The sequence below is a fragment of the Streptomyces sp. Y309 genome, from assembly GCF_056712025.1.
The window spans coordinates 3,012,199-3,033,184 of sequence record NZ_CM160048.1; the positions used below are offsets into that span (position 1 = coordinate 3,012,199).

17 protein-coding genes are annotated in these 20,986 nt (G+C 71.9%); 6 read left to right on the forward strand and 11 right to left on the reverse strand.

The features are described 5' to 3' along the window. Window positions 1-70: 70 nt before the first annotated feature. The 4 genes from AC0KTA_RS11370 to AC0KTA_RS11385 form a co-directional block, all read right to left on the reverse strand. A complete protein-coding gene (locus AC0KTA_RS11370) occupies window positions 71-1,507 on the reverse strand; it encodes a hypothetical protein (protein ID WP_481055002.1) in 1,437 nt (478 codons plus the stop codon). After that, a complete protein-coding gene (locus tag AC0KTA_RS11375) occupies window positions 1,497-2,075 on the reverse strand; it encodes a DUF6114 domain-containing protein (RefSeq protein ID WP_481055003.1) in 579 nt (192 codons plus the stop codon). Before AC0KTA_RS11375 ends, AC0KTA_RS11370 begins: the two co-directional genes overlap by 11 nt. Window positions 2,076-2,284: 209 nt before the next feature. Beyond that, window positions 2,285-2,902, reverse strand: coding sequence for a DUF6230 family protein (locus AC0KTA_RS11380; protein WP_016641323.1), 618 nt, complete (start codon window positions 2,900-2,902; stop codon window positions 2,285-2,287). A gap of 688 nt (window positions 2,903-3,590) precedes the next feature. Then, on the reverse strand, window positions 3,591-4,571 hold the full coding sequence (locus AC0KTA_RS11385) for a tetratricopeptide repeat protein (protein ID WP_481055004.1): 981 nt from the start codon (window positions 4,569-4,571) through the stop codon (window positions 3,591-3,593). 307 nt (window positions 4,572-4,878) lie between these two features. Here AC0KTA_RS11385 and AC0KTA_RS11390 point away from each other — a divergent pair, with 307 nt between their 5' ends. Next, window positions 4,879-5,526: a TetR/AcrR family transcriptional regulator gene (locus AC0KTA_RS11390; protein WP_481055005.1), complete on the forward strand. Its 648-nt coding sequence runs from the start codon at window positions 4,879-4,881 to the stop codon at window positions 5,524-5,526. 387 nt (window positions 5,527-5,913) lie between these two features. Here the strand turns inward: AC0KTA_RS11390 and AC0KTA_RS11395 are convergent, their stop codons facing one another. Further along, window positions 5,914-6,909: a GDP-mannose 4,6-dehydratase gene (locus tag AC0KTA_RS11395; RefSeq protein WP_481055006.1), complete on the reverse strand. Its 996-nt coding sequence runs from the start codon at window positions 6,907-6,909 to the stop codon at window positions 5,914-5,916. Next, window positions 6,906-8,105, reverse strand: coding sequence for a UDP-N-acetylglucosamine--N-acetylmuramyl-(pentapeptide) pyrophosphoryl-undecaprenol N-acetylglucosamine transferase (locus AC0KTA_RS11400; RefSeq protein WP_481055007.1), 1,200 nt, complete (start codon window positions 8,103-8,105; stop codon window positions 6,906-6,908). Before AC0KTA_RS11400 ends, AC0KTA_RS11395 begins: the two co-directional genes overlap by 4 nt. 201 nt (window positions 8,106-8,306) lie before the next feature. Between AC0KTA_RS11400 and AC0KTA_RS11405 the strand changes: the two genes are divergently transcribed. Then, window positions 8,307-9,008: a response regulator transcription factor gene (locus tag AC0KTA_RS11405; protein WP_481056385.1), complete on the forward strand. Its 702-nt coding sequence runs from the start codon at window positions 8,307-8,309 to the stop codon at window positions 9,006-9,008. Further along, window positions 9,005-10,456, forward strand: a complete 1,452-nt coding sequence (locus AC0KTA_RS11410; RefSeq protein ID WP_481055008.1) for a sensor histidine kinase — start codon at window positions 9,005-9,007, stop codon at window positions 10,454-10,456. The genes AC0KTA_RS11405 and AC0KTA_RS11410 overlap by 4 nt, the downstream gene beginning before the upstream one ends. A gap of 191 nt (window positions 10,457-10,647) precedes the next feature. Here the strand turns inward: AC0KTA_RS11410 and icmA are convergent, their stop codons facing one another. The 4 genes from icmA to AC0KTA_RS11430 form a co-directional block, all read right to left on the reverse strand. Then, window positions 10,648-12,348, reverse strand: a complete 1,701-nt coding sequence (gene icmA, locus AC0KTA_RS11415) for a coenzyme B12-dependent isobutyryl-CoA mutase large subunit (protein WP_481055009.1) — start codon at window positions 12,346-12,348, stop codon at window positions 10,648-10,650. Between the two features lie 109 nt (window positions 12,349-12,457). Next, window positions 12,458-12,790, reverse strand: coding sequence for a DUF3817 domain-containing protein (locus AC0KTA_RS11420; RefSeq protein WP_189727702.1), 333 nt, complete (start codon window positions 12,788-12,790; stop codon window positions 12,458-12,460). 981 nt (window positions 12,791-13,771) lie between these two features. After that, window positions 13,772-14,278 carry a MarR family winged helix-turn-helix transcriptional regulator gene (locus AC0KTA_RS11425; RefSeq protein ID WP_481055010.1) on the reverse strand — a complete coding sequence of 169 codons (507 nt, stop codon included), beginning with the start codon at window positions 14,276-14,278 and terminating at the stop codon, window positions 13,772-13,774. Window positions 14,279-14,322: 44 nt separating this feature from the next. Then, the gene (locus AC0KTA_RS11430) at window positions 14,323-15,807 is read right to left on the reverse strand and encodes an MFS transporter (RefSeq protein WP_481055011.1); all 1,485 of its coding nucleotides are present in this window, start codon (window positions 15,805-15,807) and stop codon (window positions 14,323-14,325) included. Window positions 15,808-15,951: 144 nt separating this feature from the next. On the opposite strand from AC0KTA_RS11430, the gene AC0KTA_RS11435 reads away from it, so the two are divergent. From AC0KTA_RS11435 to AC0KTA_RS11445, 3 genes are all read left to right on the forward strand, one after another. After that, window positions 15,952-16,932 (forward strand): ArsR/SmtB family transcription factor, encoded by a 981-nt coding sequence (locus tag AC0KTA_RS11435; RefSeq protein ID WP_481055012.1) that lies wholly within the window; start codon window positions 15,952-15,954, stop codon window positions 16,930-16,932. 153 nt (window positions 16,933-17,085) lie between these two features. Further along, entirely contained in the window at window positions 17,086-18,123 is a 1,038-nt protein-coding gene (locus tag AC0KTA_RS11440; RefSeq protein WP_481055013.1) for a glycoside hydrolase family 6 protein, read from the forward strand. A 107-nt stretch (window positions 18,124-18,230) separates the two neighbouring features. Further along, entirely contained in the window at window positions 18,231-18,989 is a 759-nt protein-coding gene (locus AC0KTA_RS11445) for a 2-phosphosulfolactate phosphatase (protein WP_481055014.1), read from the forward strand. A 13-nt stretch (window positions 18,990-19,002) separates the two neighbouring features. Here AC0KTA_RS11445 and glxA read toward each other — a convergent pair whose 3' ends face one another. After that, on the reverse strand, window positions 19,003-20,982 hold the full coding sequence (gene glxA, locus AC0KTA_RS11450; RefSeq protein ID WP_481055015.1) for a radical copper oxidase GlxA: 1,980 nt from the start codon (window positions 20,980-20,982) through the stop codon (window positions 19,003-19,005). Window positions 20,983-20,986: the final 4 nt, after the last annotated feature.

Here is a 20,986-nt window from a genome sequence, read left to right on the forward strand (position 1 = left end):
GACACTGAGGGCGCCCCCTGTTGCAGGGGGCGCCCTCAGTGTCTTGCGGCTCCCGGAACGGGCTTCGGGCTCAGTCGGTGATCGACTGGTGCAGGCCGGGGACGGTGAGTTCGCCGCCGAACTGGCCCGCCTGCTGGACCTTCACGTTCGTGAAGTAGATCAGCGGCAGGTTGAGCGGTGGCGGGTGCTCCGGGTCGAACGTGATCGGGATCAGGCCGAAGAGATTGCCGGAGATCCGCTCCGTGTACATCGTCGTGTCGCCGTTGCGGATCGTGGACGTGGAGCCCTTGGCGGCCTGGACGTGGTACTTCTTGCCGCCCGGTCCGTCGACGATCTGGTGCAGGTCGCCGATGTCCGTGCCGCCGCTGATGACGTACTTCAGCGCCTGCTTGGTCTGGCCGTTGGGCATCTTCAGGTTCACGACGCCCTTGTAGTCCGCGCCCTTGAGGAGCAGGGAGCTGGCCTCCAGGTGCCACGGCTGGTTCGGGATCGGCGCGGGCGACTGCTCGTCGTCGCCGTCGACCTTCTTCTCCACCACGCACGGGAACGGCTTCTTGCCGTTCTCGTCCGGCGCCATCGGGTCCTTGGCCTCGTCGGAGTCGGGGTCGGCCTTGTCCTTGGCCTTCTCCGCTTCCTTCTCGGCCTTCTCCGCGGCTTCCTCGGCCTTCTCGACGGTGTCCTTGACGCCGTCCTCGGCCTTGTCCGCCGTGTCCTTCAGGCCGTCCTTGAGACCGTCCTTCGCCTTGCCGAGGGTGTCCTCGACGGGCTTGGTGGCCTGGTCGGAGTCCTTGGTGTCCTCGTCGGCCTTGGCGTCGGAGTCCGTGTCGTCCTGGGCGTCCGCGGAGTCCGACGGCTTCGGGTCGGCCTGCTCCTTCTCGGCCGCCTCCTTCTCGTCGGGCGTGAGGATGTCCTTGAGGGCGTCGCCGACTCCCAGCGGGTCCAGCGGGTTCTTGGGCTTGGCGGGCTCCTCCGCCGAGCCCTCGTCGCCGCCGGAGTCGTTGTTGTCCGCGTCGCCGGACGGAGTGGACCCGGACGTGCCGTCGTCGGCTCCGTCCTTGCCGTCGGTGCCGTCGGCGTCGTCGTCACCGGCGGACCCGGACGGGGTGGACCCGGACCCGGACTTGCCGTCCTTGGCCTCGTCCTTGGCCTCGGCCTTCTTCTTGGCCTCGTCGGCCTTCTTGCGCGCGGCCTCGGCCTTCTCCTCGGCCTCCTTCGCGTCCTTGTCCTTGGCCTTCTGCTCCGCCTCCGTGGACTGCTCGTCCGGCGCGGTGACGCAAGGGCCGTCCCGGAAGGGGTTCTTGGGGACGCCCGGCTTCGCCTGCGCGAGCTGGGGCGTGAGGCCCATGCCCATGAGTACGGCGGTGGGCATGGCCGCGATGGCTATCGCCTTGCCCGCGGGCAGCTGCAGCCGGGTCAGCAGCGGCTTCTTCGGGGCCGCGTGCCGCGGCCCCGTTCTCGCGCGGGACGTGGCCGCATCAGTCCCGCGGCGCACCTCGTCAGCCGGCACGGTGCCTCCCGTTCGTCCCGTTCGTCGGGCTCGATCCTGACAAGTCATCGATCGCACCGCCCGCCGCCGGCGTGGCCCCGTTCGCGGCCCCCGCGGCCGCGGGCTCCGGTGCCCCGTCGTCGAGGTCTCCGGCGTCCGGCGCCTTCTCGCGCCGCTTCGACCGCTTCTCGGGCTTCGTCGGCATCCAGGAGACGCCGAGCGCACCGCCGATGAGGGCGAGCAGGAAGCCCATGACGAAGCCGCCGAAGTTGGACACCACCAGGGAGACCAGGGCGAGCAGAATCGCCGCGACACCCGCGAACACGCGGGACTGCGGCTGGAACCACATGGTCAGGCCGAGCACGACAAGCAGCACGCCGATGATCAGCGATCCGGCTCCGGCGGTGGTCGCCATCCGGATGGTCATCGTGCCGAGCGTGAGGTTCGCGTACGGGAAGTACATGATCGGGATGCCGCCGAGCAGAGTCAGCAGGCCACCCCAGAACGGGCGCTGACCGCGCCACCCCCGGAAACGAAGGCGCACCCGGCCCAGCTTGTGACCAAGGCCCACTTGCGCTTCGGCGCTCATGTCGTACAGCTCCTCGGGTATGGCGTTTGGTTCTGTGTGTGCGGATTCGGGCACGGGGACGGCTGGTTGAAGACGGTTGGCGCCCCCGCGCCCGGCCGTTCAGCGCAACAAGTGCGGCTTAGGACAGCAATGGCCTCAAGTGCGGCCTCAACGACGGCCTCGGTGGATACGAAGCGGATGAGATCGAGGTGACCGAGGCCGCTACTGCCTCAGTAGCACTCGTGCTTGCCCTTCTTGACCGACATACCGAGGCCGGAGAGCTTGAAGGTGCCGGCCGTGGTCGCCCACGCGCGCTGCTTGACGTCGGTGAAGCGGACCTTGTCGGCCTGCTGCGCGAACGAGTCCGGGACGTACTTGTCGCCCTTGGCCGGACCCGGGCCCTTCGTCGTGCGGTCGACCGAGACACCGATGTCGACGTTGGTGAACGTCGCGTTGGCGCGCAGGTCGTCGGCGTCGATGTAGAGCTTCTTCGCCTCGACCCTCGGGCTGCCCTTGCCACCGGCCTTGAGCACCATCGAGATGTCACCGAAGACCGGGACCGGCACGACCACGGACTGGCACAGATTGGTGATCTTCGCCGAATCCATGCCGACCACGGCGACCGGGTGGTTGCCCGACTTGCCGCTGTCCATAGCCCCGTACTGGACGAATCCCGTACCGTCGAGCTGCTTTGCGGTCACCTTGAACTGCTGACCCGACACACTGAACGATGCCGCGAGCGCACCCTGCGAGAGGGCCACGCCTATCGCGGCAGTCGCCGCGACGCTCGGCACCATGACCACGGCGAACCGCTTCCATCTGGTTCCGCCACGAGCCACGGACTCCATGACTTTCCTCCTTCTCGGACGTACATCTCCGGCCCTTGCCGCTCCCTCTCGGGCTCTCGGCCGGGCGGGGATGGGAGAAGTGCTACGTCCTCGGTAAGGAGAGCGCCTGTGCGAACAGCGGACGCGTTGTGCGCCTCGATCACCGGCGATCACCCCCGAGCGACAACCACTGGTCGCGCCTGACGCATCACGCACAACCTTGCTGGACAGGCCCTGCCGGGACCGGCAGAGACCCCCCTGTCCCAGACCGGCGACGGTGCCGCCGGCCTGCCCGGTGGGGACCCAGAAATCCCGTCTCCCGATTGGCTTTCGGGCTGCGGGCAATGGACCGAGCGTGGCCGATCGTGGTGCATTCTCGACGCCCGCACAAGGGGGGTCGTTACTCACTGGTAACGGCCGGATAACTGGCCCGGCACCGCCCGGCATCGGCCCGCGACAGACGGTGTTGTCAACAGGCGGACTAGAACGGTTGATTGAGGAACAGAGTCGGACAGATCGACTGTCGCGCCTTACTCCAAGTAACAGTGGCCGCGTTTACCAAGATTTGGTAAACGCGGCCACTGTGGCACCGCCTTGACAGACTTTTCACTTGAGCCCCACGCCCCCGGACGCTTAGCGACTGGTCAGCGTCCGGCGCGGGGCAAATCCGGCAGAACGCCGGGGCGGGGCGACGCGCCCCGACGGCACGTCAGAAGAGCACCCTCGCCAGCGCCGTGCGCGCCGCGGTCACCCGCGGGTCGTCCGCGCCGACCACCTCGAAGAGTTCGAGAAGCCGCACCCGGGCGGCGTCCCGGTCGTCGCCCGCGGTGCGCTTGACCGTGTCGATGAGACGAGCGAAGGCGTCCTCGACATGGCCGCCGACCAGGTCGAGATCGGCGGCGGCGATCTGCGCCCCGACATCGCCGGGCTTCTCGGCGGCGTCCTTGCGTACGGCGGCGGGGTCCAGGTTCTGCACGCGCTGGAGCAGTTCGGCCTGGGCGAGGCCGAGCTTGGCCTCGGTGTTGCCGGGGTCGTCGCTCAGCACGTTCTTGTACGCCTGGATCGCGCCGCCCAAGTCGCCCGCGTCCAGGGCCCGGACGGCCGCTTCGAGCAGCGCGTCGTACGGACCGGCCGGGGCTGCGGGCGCCTCCGGCTGCTCCTCGCCCTGGGCATCCGCGTCGACGACGAGACCCGTGAGGCCGAAGCGCTCCTCGCCGACCTGGATGAGCTGGTCCAGGGTCTGGCGGATCTGGGCCTCGGGGGCCGCGCCCTGGAAGAGCGGCAGAGCCTGCCCGGCCACCACCGCGAAGACCGCCGGGATGCCCTGCACCCCGAACTGCTGCATCAGCATCTGGTTCGCGTCGACGTCGATCTTCGCGAGCACGAAGCGGCCGTTGTACTCGCGGGTCAGGCGCTCCAGGAGCGGGCTGAGCTGCTTGCACGGCTCGCACCACTCGGCCCAGAAGTCGATGACGACGGGCACTTCGGTGGAGCGCTGCAGGACATCACGCTCGAAGCCCGCCTCGTCGACGTCGATGACGAGACTCGCGGGAGACACCGCGGACCCGGCGCCCCCGCCGCCCTTGGCCGCTTCGGCGCGCGCCTGCTCCGCCTTCGCCTTGGCCTCCTGGGCCGCCTTCACCGCGGCGAGGTCGACGACTCCGCTCATGGACATGTTCCGTGGCTGCATGAGTACATCCTCCCCCAAGCCGCGCGGGAACCGCGCCTGTCCGTGCCCCCCGCCGGATTGCGGGGCCGCCGGACGAACCCGGTTCCTTCGTCACCGCAGGTCCCGAGGAGGACCGTGCGTCGCGCGGGGTCCCCACCCCGCGCCGTGGTTGCCGCCCCTGGGGCGGTGTCTGACTCGTACGTCCGTACGCAGCTTTCGCTACGGCCCGTAGCGTAACTGGCGGACGCGGGGCGCGGCAGCGGGCGTCACGTGATCTGCCTCACTCGGCGCTGGCCAGGGCGCGGATACTCGCCGGTATGGTCGCGGGATGCAGAGCCGCAGCACACCGCCGACGCGCGCCGGAGGACGACCGCGCAGCGCCGAGGCGGACACCGCCATCCTCGAGGCGACCAGGCAGGCCCTGGTCGACCTCGGCTGGACCAAGCTGACCCTGGGCGACGTGGCCACGCGGGCGGGGGTGGCCAAAACCACCCTCTACCGGCGGTGGGCGGGCAAGAGCGAGCTGGTGGTGGACGCCGTGGCCGAGCTTTTCGACGAGCTCGAACTGCCGGACAGCGGCAGCCTGGCCGCGGACATCGAGGGCGTGGTGCTGCGGTTCGCCGCGCTCCTCGGCCGACCCGAGACGAAGACCGCGCTGATGGCCGTCGTCGCCGAGTCCACGACCGACGAGCCGCTGCGCGAACGCATCCGCGCGTCCATCGTCGACCGCCAGAAGCGGCTCGTCCTCACCGGCCGGGCACGCGCCCAGGCCCGCGGCGAACTCCCCGTCGAGCCCGACGCGGCCACCGCCGCGGCCACCGCGGACCTCATCTTCGACGTGATTGCCGGCGCCGTGGTGCACCGCGCCCTGGTCAGCGCGGAACCGGTGGACACGGAGTGGGCCCGCCGCTTCACGCTGCTGATCCTGGGGGGCCTGTCCGCAGCGGCTTCTGGCCGGGGGCCTGGGGCGGGGTAGGCGATTTTCTCCCACCCGCCCACCCGTTGCGGTCCGTTGCGCGGGTGCCGGTTCAGGCCGGCTGCCCCGGCACTGGTGACCGGCACGCCGGGGTGCCCGGGACCGGGGACCCCCCAGTGACCGCCCACAATCCCCCACCGCGAACGGATATTTCCCACCCGCCCACCGATTGCGGTCGGACGCCCGGTGAACGACGGCCGCCCCCGCCGCCGCTCCCCGGCACGCCGGGGTGACCGGGGCCGGGGAACCCGGGGGGCGAGGCGGCCGGGAGGTGTGTCTGAACCGGCACCGGGCAACGGACCGCAACGGGTGGGTGGGTGGGAACGATCCGCCGCGAAGCGGCGGGCAAGGACAGCACCCGCAGCCGAAAGAGACGAAGAAGAACCCTCAGACCTGGTACGTATGCGCAGCGAAGAGGGACAGGTTCTCGGCGACCCACGCCGACGTACGGGCAAGCCCCTCGCGGAGCGGAACGACCGGCTCCCAGCCGGACAACTCCCGGGCCAGGGAGTTGTCCGACACGAGCCGCTCCACCTCGCTCCCAGCAGGCCGCATCCGCGCGGGATCGGCCACCACAACAGCCTCCCGCCCACTAGCGGAGATCAACTCCCGAGCCAGCTCCCCGATGGAGATCTCCCGGCCCACGCCGAGGTTCACCACCTGCCCGACAGCGGCATCGCACTCGGCCACCGCGAGGAACCCGCGCGCCGTGTCCGTCACGTACGTGAAGTCCCGCGTGGGCGTCAGCGACCCGAGCCTGATCTCCCGCGCCCCGGCGTGCAGTTGGGCGAGGATGGTGGGGATCACGGCGCGGGCGGACTGCCGCGGACCGTAGGTGTTGAAGGGCCGCACCACGGCCACCGGCAGCTCGAAGGCGTGCCAGTGCGACAGCACCGTCATGTCGGCGCCGATCTTCGAGGCGGAGTACGGCGACTGCGGCTGCAGCGGATGGCTCTCGGAGATGGGCGCGGTGAGCGCGGTCCCGTACACCTCACTGGTCGAGGTGTGGACAAGTCGACGTACGGAGTGCCGCCGGCAGGCCTCGGCGACGTTCTCCGTACCGACGACGTTGGTCTGCACGTACGCGCCGGGAGAGTCGTACGAGTACGGGATCCCGATGAGCGCGGCGAGGTGGAAGACGGTGTCGCACCCGGCGACGGCGTCCATCACGCGCCCGGCGTCGCGGACGTCCCCGGCGAGGAACTCGACCCGCGGGTCCCCGGCGAGATGCGCGAGGTGCCCCTTGTCGCCGTACGGCTTGTAGTGCACGAAGGCACGGACCTTCGCGCCCCGCTCCAGGAGCAGGTCGACGAGCGTCGAGCCGATGAAGCCCTCGGCGCCGGTGACGAGGACGGTGCGGTCGTGCCAGGAAAGGGCGTTCATGCGGCGTACTCCAGGTGATCGGTCTGCTGGGTGGTGAGGTGCAGGACCCGCTCGGCGAGCAGGTCGGCGGCCCGGGCGTGCGGCCCGGGATCCGCGGCGCCGCTCATGGCGGCGAGCCGGGCCGGTTCGGCGAGCAGCGGTTCGACGAGGGCCGCGAGCCGGTCGGCGGTGGTCTCGGCGTCGGGCAGCAGCAGCCCCGCGCCGGCGTCGGAGAGGACCCGCGCGTTGTGGGTCTGGTGGTCGCCGGGGGCGTGCGGGTAGGGCACGAGGACGGCGGGCACGCCGGTCGCGGCGAGCTCGGCGACGGTGGCCGAGCCCGCGCGGCAGACGACGAGGTCGGCGGCGGCGTAGGCGAGGTCCATCCGGTCCAGGTACGGCACGGCCCGCGCGACCGCTTCCCCGCCCTCCTGCGCGAGCCGCCGCCGCGTCTCGTCGAGCGCCGCCGGACCTGTCTTGATCAGCAGCGATACGTCGCCCCGCCACCGCCAGCGGGCGGCGAGCCCGACCGCCGCCTCCGTGAGGCGGGCCGCGCCCAGGCTGCCGCCGTTGAAGAGCAGCAGCCGCGCCCCGTCGGGCACGCCGAGGGCACGCCGGGCCTCGGCGCGCAGCGCGGCCCGGTCGAGGGAGGCGAGGGCGGCGGCGATGGGCATGCCGGTGGTGGTGGCGCGGTCGCCGCCCGGCAGGTGGGCCCGGCTGCGGTCGAAGGCGACGGCGATGTGCGGGGTGAGCCGGGCGGCGAAGCGGTTGGCGCGGCCGGGCACGGCGTTGGACTCGTGGATGAGGCTGGGCAGTCCGGCCATGCGCGCGCCGACGATCACGGGCGCGCTCGGGTAGCCGCCCATGCCGACGACGACCTGCGCGCCTTGGTCCCGCAGGATGGCCCGGCACTGGGCGCCGGACTTCAGCAGGGCCGCGGGCAGCAGATAGCGGCGGGCGCCGAGCGAGGGGTCGAAGGGGATCATGTCGACGGTGTGCAGCCGGTAGCCGGCCTCGGGAATGAGCCGGGTCTCCAGGCCGCGCTCGGTGCCCACGAAGGAGATCACCGCGTCCGGCACGGCCCGGCGCAGCGCGTCGGCGAGGGCGAGGCCCGGATAGATGTGGCCGCCGGTGCCGCCCGCGCCGATCACGACGGACAGCGGCCTGTTCGTGTGGGTCGCCGCGGGGTGGGCCGTGGCGGAGGTGACGGGAGTTCTCATGGCACCGGAGCCTCGCGACCCGTCCTAAGAGGGTTTTAAGAGCCGCATTTGGCACCTTTGGTTCATGAGCTGGTTCACGAGCGGTACGAGGCCGACGAGCCGTACGAGGCGTACGCGCCGCATGAGGAGTACGAGCCCCACGAGATGTACGCGGCATACGCGGCGTACGAGGTCCGGGGCTCCGGGCGCGGGCGGCGCCGCATGACGCCCGCGGCCAAGGTCCTCGTCGTCGACGACGACCCGGAGGTGCGCGCCGCCGTGGAGGACGCGCTGACCGTCGAGGGGCACCACGTGCGCGGGGCCGCCGACGGCCACCGCGCGCTGACCGCGGTGGCCCGCTGGGAGCCGGACCTGCTGGTCCTGGACGTGATGATGCCGGTGATGGACGGCCTGGCGGTGTGCCGCAGGCTGCGCGCGGCGGGCGACCGCACGCCGGTGCTCGTCCTGACGGCCCTGGACTCGGTGAGCGACCGCGTCGACGGCCTGGACGCGGGAGCCGACGACTACCTCGTCAAGCCCTTCGCCCTGGACGAGCTGGTGGCCCGGGTCCGCGCGCTGCTGCGCCGCGCCGCCCCGGACGCGGCCGGGCCCGGCCGCGACGGCGACGACCTCTCGTACGGCGATCTGACCCTCGACGTACGCACCCGCACCGGCGTGCGCGACGGGCGGCGCATCGAGTTCAGCCGCACCGAGGCGACCCTCCTCGAACTGCTCCTGCGCAACGCCGGCCAGGTCCTCCCGCGCGAGCTGATCCATGAGTCGGTGTGGGGGCGCGACTTCGGCCCGGACTCCAACTCCCTTGCGGTGTACGTCGGTTATCTGCGCCGCAAGCTGGAGTCCGGCGGCGAGGCGCGGCTCGTGCACACCGTGCACGGCGTCGGCTACCGGTTCGGCTCGCCGTGAGCGCCCGCCGTGCCCACCGCGGGCTCGGGGCGCGCTGGCGGCGGCGCCGTCCGCTGCGGACGCGGCTCGCGGTGGCCGCGTCCGCCGCGGTGGCGCTTGTCGCGATCTGCGTGTGCGCCGCGTCCTTCTTCGTGATCCGCTACAAGCTCTACCAGCAGCTCGACCAGAACCTCGCCCAGACCGCGACCCTGGTCGCCCAGCAGCACCACTACGAGCAGAACTACGGCGTGCTCACCGGCGAGTGCCGCTTCCTCGGCGCGCCCGCCTGCTCGCAGATCGTCCCGGCGGACGCGGCGGACGACCCGAAGAAGCCGTACCTGCTGCCCGTGACCCGCGCGACCCGCCAGGTCGCCACCGGCGAACTGGCCCCCTACTACACGAGTTTCACCCTCCCCAACGGCAAGCCGGCGCGGATGCTCACCACCCCCTACGGCAAGGGCATGGCCGTGCAGGTCGCGCTGCGGGCCGACATCGCCGAGCGCGGGGTGCGGCAGACCGCCGCGATCCTGGCCGTGGTCGGCGGGGCGGGTGTGCTGCTCTCCGCGCTCGGCGGCTACTGGGTGTCCCGGACCGGGCTCGCGCCGGTCGCGCGGCTCACCGCGACGGCGGAGCGGATCGCGGCGACGCGGGACGCCCGGCACCGCATCGAGCTGCCGCCCGGGCCGCCGGAACGGGCCGGGCGAGCCCGGAAGTTCGGCCGCTTCGGGCGCTTCAGCCGGAAGGGCGGCGAGGACGAGGTGACGCGGCTCGCCACCGCCTTCAACACCATGCTCGGCGAGCTGGAGGAGTCCGTCGCCGCACGCCGCCGCCTCGTAGCCGACGCCTCGCACGAACTGCGTACGCCGCTCACCGCGCTGCGCACCAACGCCGAACTCCTCGCCCGTGCCGACCTGTTGAACAAGGCGCAGCGGGACCGGGCGTCCGGGGCGCTCGCCCGGCAGCTGCGGGAGGTCACCGGCCTGGTGAACGACCTGATCGAGCTGGCCCGGGACGAGGAGCCGCAGCCGCTGGTGGAGGATGTGGCGCTGGCGCCGCTCGTGGAACACGTCGTGGACGCGGCACGGGAGCACTGGCCCGGAGTCGTATTTGTACTCGACACCTCACCGGACGCCACCGACCTCACTCTCCCCGGCGTGCCCGCCCGCCTCGCCCGGCTCCTCACCAACCTCCTCGACAACGCCGCGAAGTTCAGCCCACCGGGCGGTGTGGTCGAAGTCGCCCTGTCCCCCGCCTCCCTGACGGTCCGTGACCACCACGGCCCCGGCATCTCCCCCGAAGACCTCCCCCACGTCTTCGACCGCTTCTACCGCGCGGAAAAGGCCCGCTCCCTGCCCGGCTCGGGCCTCGGCCTGGCCATGGCCCGCCAGATCGCGCGGGCGCACGGGGCGGAACTGTCGGCGGAGCATGCGCCGGGCGGGGGCGCGATGTTCAGACTGACGCTGCGCTGAGCCTGCCCCAGTCCCGCCCCTTCCCGAAACCGGGGGCTCTGCCCCCGGACCCCCGCTCCTCAAACGCCGGAGGGGCTGGAGATAGCCCGTCCGGCGTTTGAGGACGAGCCGCGAAGCGGCGATACGGGGGTCCAGGGGGCGGAGCCCCCTGGTTACGGGAAGGGGCGGGATTGGGGAGCCGCCCGGCAGGGCTAGAACCCCGCCGGCTCCGTGTACACCCCCCACTCGTCCCGCAGCACCCCACAGATCTCCCCGAGCGTCGCCTCCGCGCGGACCGCCTCCAGCATGGGGGCGATCATGTTGTCCCCGCCCCGCGCAGCGGCAAGCATCGCGTCCAGAGAAGCCCGCACCCGCGCCTCGTCCCGCGAGGACTTCCGCCCGCCGAGCACCTCCACCTGGTCCCGCTCGACCTCATGGCTGACCCGAAGGATCTCCAGGTCACCGGTCACGGAGCCATGGTGGACGTTGACGCCGACGACTCGCTTGTCGCCCTTCTCCAGGGCGCGCTGGTACTGGAAGGCGGACTCGGCGATCTCGCCGGTGAACCAGCCGTCCTCGATGCCGCGCAGGATGCCGGAGGTGATGGGCCCGATGGGGTGCTGCCCGTCGGGGTGCGCCCGCCGGCCCCGCTCCTTGATCTGCTCGAAGATCTTCTCGGCGTCGGCCTCGATGCGGTCGGTGAGCTGCTCGACGTACCAGGAACCGCCGAGCGGGTCGGCGACGTTGGCGACGCCGGTCTCCTCCATGAGCACCTGCTGCGTACGCAGCGCGATCTCGGCGGCCTGCTCGCTCGGCAGGGCGAGGGTCTCGTCGAGGGCGTTGGTGTGGAGGGAGTTGGTGCCGCCGAGGACGGCCGCGAGGGCCTCCACGGCCGTGCGGACCACGTTGTTGTACGGCTGCTGCGCGGTCAGCGAGACGCCGGCGGTCTGCGTGTGGAAGCGCAGCCACTGGGCCTTGTCGGTCTTGGCGTCGTACTCGTCGCGCAGCCAGCGGGCCCAGATCCGCCGGGCCGCGCGGAACTTGGCGATCTCTTCGAAGAAGTCGACGTGGGCGTCGAAGAAGAAGGAGAGACCGGGGGCGAAGACGTCGACGTCGAGGCCGCGGCTGAGCCCCAGCTCCACGTACCCGAACCCGTCCGCGAGCGTGTACGCCAGCTCCTGCGCGGCCGTCGCCCCGGCCTCGCGGATGTGGTAGCCGGAGACCGAGAGGGGCTTGTACGCCGGGATCTCGCGCGCGCAGTGCTCCATCAGGTCGCCGATGAGCCGCAGGTGGGGCTCGGGTTCGAAGAGCCACTCCTTCTGGGCGATGTACTCCTTGAAGATGTCGGTCTGGAGCGTGCCGTTCAGGACGGCCGGGTCGACGCCCTGCCGTTCGGCGGCGACGAGGTACATGCAGAAGACCGGGACGGCGGGTCCGCTGATCGTCATCGACGTCGTGACGTCGCCGAGCGGGATGTCCTTGAACAGGACCTCCATGTCGGCGGCGGAGTCGATGGCGACGCCGCAGTGGCCGACCTCGCCGAGCGAGCGCGGGTCGTCGGAGTCGCGGCCCATGAGGGTCGGCATGTCGAAGGCCACGGAGAGGCCGCCGCCGCCGTTGGCCAGGATCATCTTGTACCGCTCGTTCGTCTGCTCGGCGTTGCCGAAGCCCGCGAACTGGCGGATCGTCCACGTACGTCCCCGATAGCCCGTGGCGTACAGACCACGGGTGTAGGGATATTCGCCGGGCCATCCGATCCGCTCGAACCCCTCATAGGTGTCCCCGGGCCGGGGCCCGTAGACAGGCTCGACCGGGTCGCCGGAGAGCGTACTGAAATCGGCGTCCCGCGTCTTCGCGGCGTCGTACCGGGCCTGCCAGCGACGGCGGCCCTCCTCGATGGCGTCAGCGTCCATACCGCCAATTTACTTGGACGTCCTAGCAAATGTCGATGGCTGACCGCCACGGGTCGTCCGTGGCGGGGAATCGCCGGGGCGGCGGACGCTGTGCCCTTGGCCGTGACCGCTACGCCTTGGCCGTGACCGCGGACGCGTCGGTGATCATCGGCTCGACCTCGCGTACGACCTTGCGCTCGACGAAGAACGCGGCCGTCGGGATGGTGCCGGAGACCAGCACCCACAGCAGCTTGCCGAACGGCCACTTCGCCTTGGAGCCGAGGTCGAAGGCGAAGACCAGGTAGATGATGAAGAGGACGCCGTGGATCTGGGAGACCGCGAGCGTCAGGCCCTCGCCCTTGTCGAAGCCGTACTTGACCACCATGCAGGCGCACAGGATCAACAACATGACGGCGGTGACGTAGGCCATTACCCGGTAGCGGGTCAGCACGCTGCGTTTCATGGCTACGAGCGTAGCCCGCTCCCTTTTGCGATCTTTCGGCGCCCCATTTCTCCCGCCGACCCGTTTTCCCCGCCCACCCGCCCCGTCATCGCGCTGCGCGCTCGTCCTCAAACGCCGGACGGGCTCGTTTCCCCACCCACCCGCCCTTTTCGCCCTTCGGGCGGGGGGGCGGCGGGGCAGTGCGAGCAGGCAGCGGGGGGGCGGGCGGCCGCGGGCTGCACCGGCAGGTGGTGGGGGCGGGCGACCGCGGGGGCTGTTCCGGCGGGTGGTGGTGAGGGCAGGTGCCCGTGGGGGCGGTGTCGGCGGGCAGCGAGGGCGGGCCGCCGTGGGAATTGCTCCGGCACGGGGTGAGGGTGGGCGGCCACAGGGGCTGTTCCGGCGGGTGGTGAGGGCGGATGGTCGCGGGGGCGGTTCCGGCGGGTGGTGAGTGGGGATGGTCGCCGGGGCTGTTCCGGCAGGCAGCAAGGGCCGGTGGCCGTGGAAGGGCTGCTCCCGCAGGTCGTAAGGGCGGGCGGGTGGGAAGGGCCGCTCCCGCAGGCAGCAAGGGTAGGCGGGGAAGGGCTGTTCCGGCAGGCAGTGAGGGCCGGTGGGCGGGGAGGGGCTGCTCCCGCAGGCAGCAAGGGTCGGCGGGTGGGGAGGGGCTGCTCCCGCAGGCAGCAAGGGCCGGTGGGCGGGGACGGGCTGCTCCCGCAGGCAGCAAGGGCCAGCGAGTGGGGACGGGCTGCTCCCGCAGGCAGTAAGGGCTGGCGGCCGTCGAGAAGCTGCTCCCGCAGGTCGTCAGGGCGGGCGGGTGGGGACGGGCCGCTCCCGCAGGCAGTTAAGGGGCGGTGGCCGTGGAAGGGGTGTTCCCGCTGGTCGTCTGGGCGGGTGGGTGGGGGCGGGCTGTTCCGGTAGGTGGTGAGGGCGGGTGGGTGGGGAAAAAGCCTGTCCGGCGTTTGAGGACGAGGCCCGGAGGGCCGATCAGCGGCGCCGTAGGGCTAGCTAGTCCTCGAAGTCCTGCGCGGCCACCCGCAACGGCCGCAACATCGCAAAAATGTCCCCGCACTGTTCCGCGTCGTAGACGCCGAGGCCGAAGTCCATCGCCATCAGCTCCCGCGTCGCCTCCTCGACGACCTCGCGGCCCTTCTCCGTGATGGAGGCAAGCGTGCCCCGCCCGTCGTTCGGGTTCGGCCGCTTGTCGACCAGGCCGGACTTGACCAGGCGGTCCACCGTGTTCGTGACGGAGGTGGGGTGCACCATGAGCCGCTCGCCGATCTTGGACATCGGCAACTCCCCCGCCTTGGAGAAGGACAACAGCACCAACGCCTCGTACCGCGCGAAAGTCAGCCCGTACGGCTTGACGACCGCGTCGACCTCGGCGAGCAGGATCTGGTGCGCGCGCATGATCGAGGTGATGGCACCCATCGCGGGCACGGACCCCCAGCGCTGCTTCCAGAGTTCGTCGGCGCGGGCGATGGGATCGAAGGGGAGACTGAGCGGCTTCGGCACAGCGTCGACCTTAGCCGTCGGTCACATACCGGTCAGCCCCAGTCTCACGATTCGGCAGCGCGTACGCCGCCACCGTCCCGCCCGGTGATACGGACCTCCCGGGCCAGGACCAGGCAGCACACCGTACCGAGCACCCCGGCGGCCGCCACGACCGTGCTCACCGCGAAGAACTCCGCCGCAAGCCCCGCGAGCGCCATGCCCGCCCCCTGAAGCGTCATCAGGCCCGCCGTGTGCACGGTCATGGCGCGGCCGCGCAGCTCCGGCGGCACGGAGTCGACGAACCAGCGGTCGAGGCCGAGGGTGTACGCCGATCCGGCGCCGGCGAGCAGCAGCGCGGGCAGGGCCCAGGCCAGGCCGGGCGTGAAGGCGTACGCGACCAGCGGGAGCAGGGTGGTCGCGGCCAGCGGCAGCACGATGCGGGCGCGGGCCGCGGCCGTGAGCGCGGACCCGGCGTACACCTCGCCCGCGATGGTGCCCACGGGCATCACGCACATCAGCAGGCCGACCCCGGCGGAGCCGACGCCGATCTGCTCGGCGTACGGGGCGGCCAGTGCCTCCGGGGCGACGGCGAACATCGGGGGCGCCCAGAGCAGGAGCAGCAGCGCGCGGATCCGGCGGTGGCCGAGGACTTCGCGGGCGCCCGCGAGCGAGTACCGCATGAGCGCGGCCCCCTCGCCGCCGCCCTCCCCGCTCCCCTTCCCGCTCCCTAGGCCGCTCCCCCGCGCGGGCCGCCGCTTCGTGCCGCAGCGCAGCAGCAGCGCGGAGGCCGCGAACGTCACGACCGTGATGACCAGCGCCCCGCGCGGCGGGACGACGGTGAGCAGGACGCCGCCGAGCCCGAAGCCGACGAGGACGGCGCTCTGCGACACCATCCGCAGCAGGGAGCGCCCGAGCACGAACAGGTCCCCGTCGCCCAGGACGTCGGTGAGGGTCGCCATCCGGGTGCCGTTGAAGACCGGTGAGACGGCGGCGATCAGGCAGCGCAGCGCGAGCAGCCCGGCGACGGGCGTCGCGGGCAGCGCCATCAGCACCGCGCACCCGGCGCACAGCAGATCGCAGGTGACGAGGACCCGGCGCGGCGGGTACCGGTCGGCGATCCCGGCGAACAGCGTCCCGCCGACGAGGTACGGCAGCATCCCCAGCGCGAAGGCCAGCGCGCTGAGCAGCGGCGACCCGGTCAGGTCGTACACGAGCACGGTCAGCGCGATCTCACTGACGACGACCCCGAGCAACGACAACGCGTGCGCGACGAACACGACCCGGAACTCCGGCACCCCGAAGACCCGCCGATACCCCCCGGCCGCCGCCCCGCTCCCACGAGTGGCGGACGCGTCGTCCAAACCCACCGCGTCCACGTCCACCTCTCCCAGCGCGCCCGAGCCCGGCGCCCCGGCCGACGTCACCGCCCCGGCCACTGTCGACGTCCCACCCGCCGCGCCCCGCGCCTCCGCCGCTTCCGGCAACCCCAGTGCTCCCGGCACCCCCGGCACACCCTCCGCCCCAGCCCCGCTCATTCGCCCCTCAGTCATGGCGACACCCTGGCGGCACCCCGCAGCCGCTCCTAAAGTTTCGGCTGTGGCCGAATCCACGGGCAGGTCGCGGTCGCGTCACGTGGTCGGCCGAAGGCGGAAGGCGGAAGACCGAAGGCGGAAGGCCGAAGGGAGGACGTCGGCGTGCCCTTTCAACTGCACTTCGGTGAAGGCGATCTGCTGCGGTGCCGGTTCGCGGTGTCGCCGTTGTGGGAGACGCAGGAGGCGGTGCGGACGCTGAAGCGGCCCGAGCGGCACGGGTATCACCCGCGGTGGCTGCGCGGGGTCCGGGAGGCGGGGGCGCGGCTCGACCTGGAAGCCGTGTGGCTGCTCATGCCGTCGCGGGGGCACAGCCCGGACTTCCTGGGGCCGCCGCCGCTGGGCCCCGCGGCGAGCTTCGAGGAGGAGATCGCGGCGGTACGCGCGGCCGACCCGGAGGCCGCCAGGGACGACATGGCGCGGGCCCTCGCCGAGACGCCGGGCGCCGCCGAAAGCGCGACCGGACGCCGGCTCCTCGCCGAACCGGCGTGCGCGGTGGGCGAGTTGGCGGACGCCATGGAAGCCGCCTGGCACGCCCTGGTCGAGCCGTACTGGCCCCGCCTGCGCGCCCTGCTCGAAGCGGATGTGACGTACCACTCGCGGCGGCTCGCCGAGGTCGGCCTCGGCGCCCTGCTGCCGGAGCTGGACCGCCGTCTTGCCTGGGACTCCGGGACGCTCACGGCACAGTGGCGCGGCCGGCACGTGCGGCACCTGGACGGACGCGGCCTGGTCCTCATGCCCAGCGTCTTCAGCTGGCCCGACGTGATCAGCGGCTACGACCCGCCCTGGCAGCCGACCCTGGTCTACCCCGCGCGCGGCCTCGCCGGCCTGTGGTCCGCCCCCGCGGACCGCGCCCCCGACGCCCTCGCCCGGCTCCTCGGCCGGAACCGCGCCGCCGTCCTGGCCGCCCTGGCCGAGCCCGCAGGCACCTCGGCACTCGCCGACCGCCTGGCCCTGGCCCCGTCCTCGGTCTCGGCCCATCTGCAGGCGCTGCGCGACGCGGGCCTGCTCACCTCCCGGCGATACGGGCACCAGGTCCTGTACGAGCGCACCCCGCTGGGCGTCGCCCTCGCGACGGGCGACTGAGCGCAGACACCGGGCACGGACGACGTACCGCGGGCACCCAGTACGGGCGACCGACACGGCCACCCGGCGGTGTCGCACACGCGGGCGATAGATCCCTTATGTCACGATTGCGGCACAACTCGCCTGCCCGTCACCGTCGCCCAAGGGGTCTGGATGCACCGGCTGCTCCGAACGTTCACGGCACTCACGGCCGCCGCGGCCCTAGCGCTCACGGCGGGGTGCTCGTCCGGGTCCGGTTCGGGACCGGGCAAGGAGAAGGAGAAGAAGGCCGAGAGGTCTTCCGCCGCGAGCCCCAAGGCCGCGCAGTCGACCCAGCACCGCTTCTGGGTCGACCCGCAGAGCGAGGCGGCACGCCAGGTCAGGGAGTGGCAGCAGGAGGGCCGCACCCAGGACGCCGAAGCGCTCAAGACCATCGCCGACCAGCCGATGGCGGTGTGGCCGGCCGGGGACGACCCGGCGCCGGACATCGAGAAGGCCACCGCGGGCGCGGCGGACGAGGGCCGCACCGCGGTGCTCGTCGCCTACAACATCCCGCACCGCGACTGCGGCCAGCACTCGGCGGGCGGCGCGCACGACGCGGCGTACTACCGGCAGTGGCTCGGCACGTTCGCCGACACCATCGGGAACAGCAAGGCCCTGGTCATCCTGGAGCCGGACGCGATCCCGCACATCGTGGACGGCTGCACCCCCGCCCAGTACCACGAGGAGCGCTACGAGCTCCTGTCGGAGGCGATCGAGCGGCTCAAGCGGCAGCCGAACGTCAAGGTCTACCTGGACGCGGGCAACCCCGGCTGGATCAACGACCCGTACCAGCTCACCCTGCCGCTGCAGCGGGCGGGCGTCGCACGGGCCGACGGCTTCTCGCTCAACGTCTCCAACTTCCAGAGCGACGAGACCGTCAAGGCGTACGGCCGCAAGGTCTCCGCCACCGTCGGCGGCAAGCACTTCGTCATGGACAGCAGCCGCAACGGCAAGGGCCCGCTCGCCGGCGACCGGCAGGACGCCTGGTGCAACCCGCCGGGTCGTGGCCTCGGCACCCTGCCCACCGACCGCACCGGCGACCCGCTGCTCGACGCCTATCTGTGGATCAAGCGGCCCGGCGACTCGGACGGCCCGTGCCGCGGCGGACCGGCCGCGGGCCAGTGGTGGCCGGACTACGCGCTCGGGCTCGTGCGCAACGCGAAGGCGTAGCCGGTCTGATGATCGAGTGGACGGTGTGTGGAGGTCAACTCTCGGGGGCTGAAAGGCCTTTGACCGAGCTGGCCAAAGCCCCGCGGTTGCTGGCAGCCTGAGGGCGCATGGGGCGCGAAGACTTCTCTCAGGCGGGCTACGGCGTGCGGTTCGAATGGGGCACGTCCGGAGCGAAACGGCTGGCGCCCGGCGTCGCCAGCCTGGTGATCGTCGACGTGCTGTCGTTCTCCACGTCGGTGTCCGTCGCCGTGGAGTCCGGTTCCCGGGTCTTTCCGTATCCGTGGCGCGACGAGAGCGCCACGGCGTTCGCCCGCCAGATGGACGCCCGGCTCGCGGTGGGGCGGCGCGCGGTCACCGATGCCAGCCCCTGGTCGCTGTCCCCGGCCGCGCTGCGGCGCGCCCCGCTCGCCCCGCGCCTGGTGCTGCCCTCGCCCAACGGCTCGACGATCGCCGCGGCGGCGGGCGACGTGGCCGTCGCGGTCGGGTCGCTGCGCAACGCCACCGCCGTGGGCAAGTGGCTCACCGGCCGGGGGCACGGCACCCCCGAGCACCCCGTCGGCGTGATCGCGGCGGGCGAGCGCTGGCCCGACGGTACCCTGCGGCCCGCCCTGGAGGACCTGCTCGGCGCGGGGGCCGTGATCGCCGCGCTGCGCGCCCGCGGCGGCACGGAGCTGTCCCCGGAGGCGGCCGCGGCCGCGTCGGCCTTCGTCGCGGCCGTGGACGTGGGGGAGGCCGTCGCGTCCTGCTCCTCCGGCCGCGAGCTGGCCGACGGCGGCTACGCGGAGGACGTGGAGATCGCGACGGAGCTGGACGCGTGCGCGGTGGTGCCGGTGCTGACGCACGGGGCGTTCGTCGCGGCGGAGTGAGCGTCCCCGCACGTTACTTGACGTGCACCCACTTCGCCTTGGACGAGGCCCCGTCCGTGTCCGTCACGAACAGCATGTACCAGCCGGGCGGCACCAGCGCCGTGTCCTCGCGCGGCACCTGCACGGTCACCGAGCCCGGCCCCTTGGTGAGCCCGAGCGCGATGGACCGCTGCTCCACGTCCGTGGTGTGTGTGACGGCGCTCGGCCGCATCAGCCGGGCCGAGACCAGCTTCTCGGGGTGCTCGGTGCGGAACGTCGCGCGGCCGTCGGCGGGCAGCTGCTCGGGGCCGACGCCGAGCACGGGGCGGTCCTTGCCCGCCTTGTGCAGGGAGGGCGGGGTGTAGACCTCCATGCGCTGCTCGAAGTGGCCGAGCTTGGTGTTCTGTTCGTTGTCGAAGAGCGGGTCGGAGCCGAAGGTGGCGACGCGCCCGTCGGGCAGGAGCAGCGCCTCGGAGTGGTAGTTGCGGCCGACGCGGGGCGATGCGGCGTTGCGGAAGGCACCCTGGCCGGCGTTCGCCCGCGGGTCGTAGAACTGGGCCTTGAGGATGTTGCTGCCGCTGCGGCCGCGGTAGTCGGACGAGCCGTTGGTGGTGAACACCGTGTCGTCCGGCATGATGACGCTGTTCAAGTAGCGGGTGCCCTGCGGCAGTTGGGGCCCGGTCTTGAAGGCCGGGTTGTCCTGCCGCAGGTCGATCACGGCGGTGCGCCGGGTGGACTTCTTGGACTCGCCGACCCCGCCCCCGCCGAGGATCATCACCTTCTGGTCCTGGGCGGGCGGCAGCAGGACCGACGCGGACGTCTCCGTCTGGTCGAGGTCCGCGAGCCCGGGCACCTTCTCGAACTTGTTGGTCTTCGGGTCCCACAGGCCCGGCGCACGGCCCTTGGTGGCGGGGCCGTAACCGGCGTTGGACGCGGGGTAGAAGAGCTTGCCGCCCTTGGTGAGGAAGAGCGCCGGGTAGGTGGGGAAGTACCGCTTGGGCCCGTCGGTCCACTTCTTGGTCTTCGGGTCGTAGATCTCGTTGTCGCCGGGGTCGACGACACCCACGTCGTCGAGCCCGGACACGGCGAGCACCCGGCCGTCCTCCAGGCCGACCAGCGTCGGGTACCAGCGGGCCTTCTTCATCGGCTCCACGGCGACGTACTTCTCCGCCTCGGGGTCGAACTCGTACGCGGCCTTGATGCCCTGGAAGTCCTGCTTGTCCATGGTGAGCTTCTCGGCGATGCCGTACGTGTTGTCGGCCTCCTTGCCCTTCAGGCCCTCGATCTCGTACTGCGCGGACTCCTCCGTCACCGACTCCTCGCCGTCCTGGAGCGCCTCCACGAAGACCCGCGCCTCGCTCGCGACGACCTTCGTCTTCCAGGGCTGCATCGCGCCGGCCTTGGAGTACTTGATCTCGTAGTCCCGCAGGGCCTTGGGGACCTTCACGTCGAACTTGCTGACGTACTCGATGCCGGAGGGCGAGCGGAACCTGGTGCCCTTCTTCAGGACGACGGGCGCGTCGGGGTTCTCGTTCTTGACCCGCATGCCGCCGCCGGCCCGCTCCACCTCGCCGTCGAGGAGTTCGTAGCGGGCGGTGCCGCCGGCCACCAGGAGGCGGCCGTCGGGGAGCTGGGCGTGGCCGGAGCAGAAGAAGTCCTCGGGGGTGGGGATCTTCTTGAAGGTGTTGTTCTCCGGGTCCCACAGCACGGTGTCGAAGGAACCGGCGTCGAATTTCTTCTGCTCGTTCCCGGACCCGGCGACGATCAGCACCTTGCCGGTGTGCAGCAGGGCCGCGTGGATGGCGTTGGTGCGGTACTCCTTCGGGATGCCGACCTGCTGCCACGAGCCGTACTTCTTCTTGTAGCCGGGCTGCGCGATCTTGTACTCGTAGTACTTCTCCTCGGCGAAGGAGACGGCGGCGGGGGCGTTGAGGCCGATGAGCACAGCGCCCGCGCCCACGCCGAAGGCGATCTTCTTGGAGCGCTTGGAGAGTTCGGGGAACCGGTAGGCCATGGCG

Coding starts and splice junctions, on each gene's coding strand:
- AC0KTA_RS11400 (WP_481055007.1), bottom strand. CDS start 8,105: ATGAGAACTCCCGTCACCTCCGCCACGGCCCACCCCGCGGCGACCCAC.
- AC0KTA_RS11385 (WP_481055004.1), bottom strand. CDS start 4,571: ATGCAGCCACGGAACATGTCCATGAGCGGAGTCGTCGACCTCGCCGCG.
- AC0KTA_RS11420 (WP_189727702.1), bottom strand. CDS start 12,790: ATGAAACGCAGCGTGCTGACCCGCTACCGGGTAATGGCCTACGTCACC.
- AC0KTA_RS11440 (WP_481055013.1), top strand. CDS start 17,086: ATGCACCGGCTGCTCCGAACGTTCACGGCACTCACGGCCGCCGCGGCC.
- AC0KTA_RS11405 (WP_481056385.1), top strand. CDS start 8,307: ATGACGCCCGCGGCCAAGGTCCTCGTCGTCGACGACGACCCGGAGGTG.
- AC0KTA_RS11390 (WP_481055005.1), top strand. CDS start 4,879: ATGCAGAGCCGCAGCACACCGCCGACGCGCGCCGGAGGACGACCGCGC.
- AC0KTA_RS11375 (WP_481055003.1), bottom strand. CDS start 2,075: ATGAGCGCCGAAGCGCAAGTGGGCCTTGGTCACAAGCTGGGCCGGGTG.
- glxA (WP_481055015.1), bottom strand. CDS start 20,982: ATGGCCTACCGGTTCCCCGAACTCTCCAAGCGCTCCAAGAAGATCGCC.
- AC0KTA_RS11430 (WP_481055011.1), bottom strand. CDS start 15,807: ATGACTGAGGGGCGAATGAGCGGGGCTGGGGCGGAGGGTGTGCCGGGG.
- AC0KTA_RS11395 (WP_481055006.1), bottom strand. CDS start 6,909: ATGAACGCCCTTTCCTGGCACGACCGCACCGTCCTCGTCACCGGCGCC.
- AC0KTA_RS11445 (WP_481055014.1), top strand. CDS start 18,231: ATGGGGCGCGAAGACTTCTCTCAGGCGGGCTACGGCGTGCGGTTCGAA.
- AC0KTA_RS11380 (WP_016641323.1), bottom strand. CDS start 2,902: ATGGAGTCCGTGGCTCGTGGCGGAACCAGATGGAAGCGGTTCGCCGTG.
- icmA (WP_481055009.1), bottom strand. CDS start 12,348: ATGGACGCTGACGCCATCGAGGAGGGCCGCCGTCGCTGGCAGGCCCGG.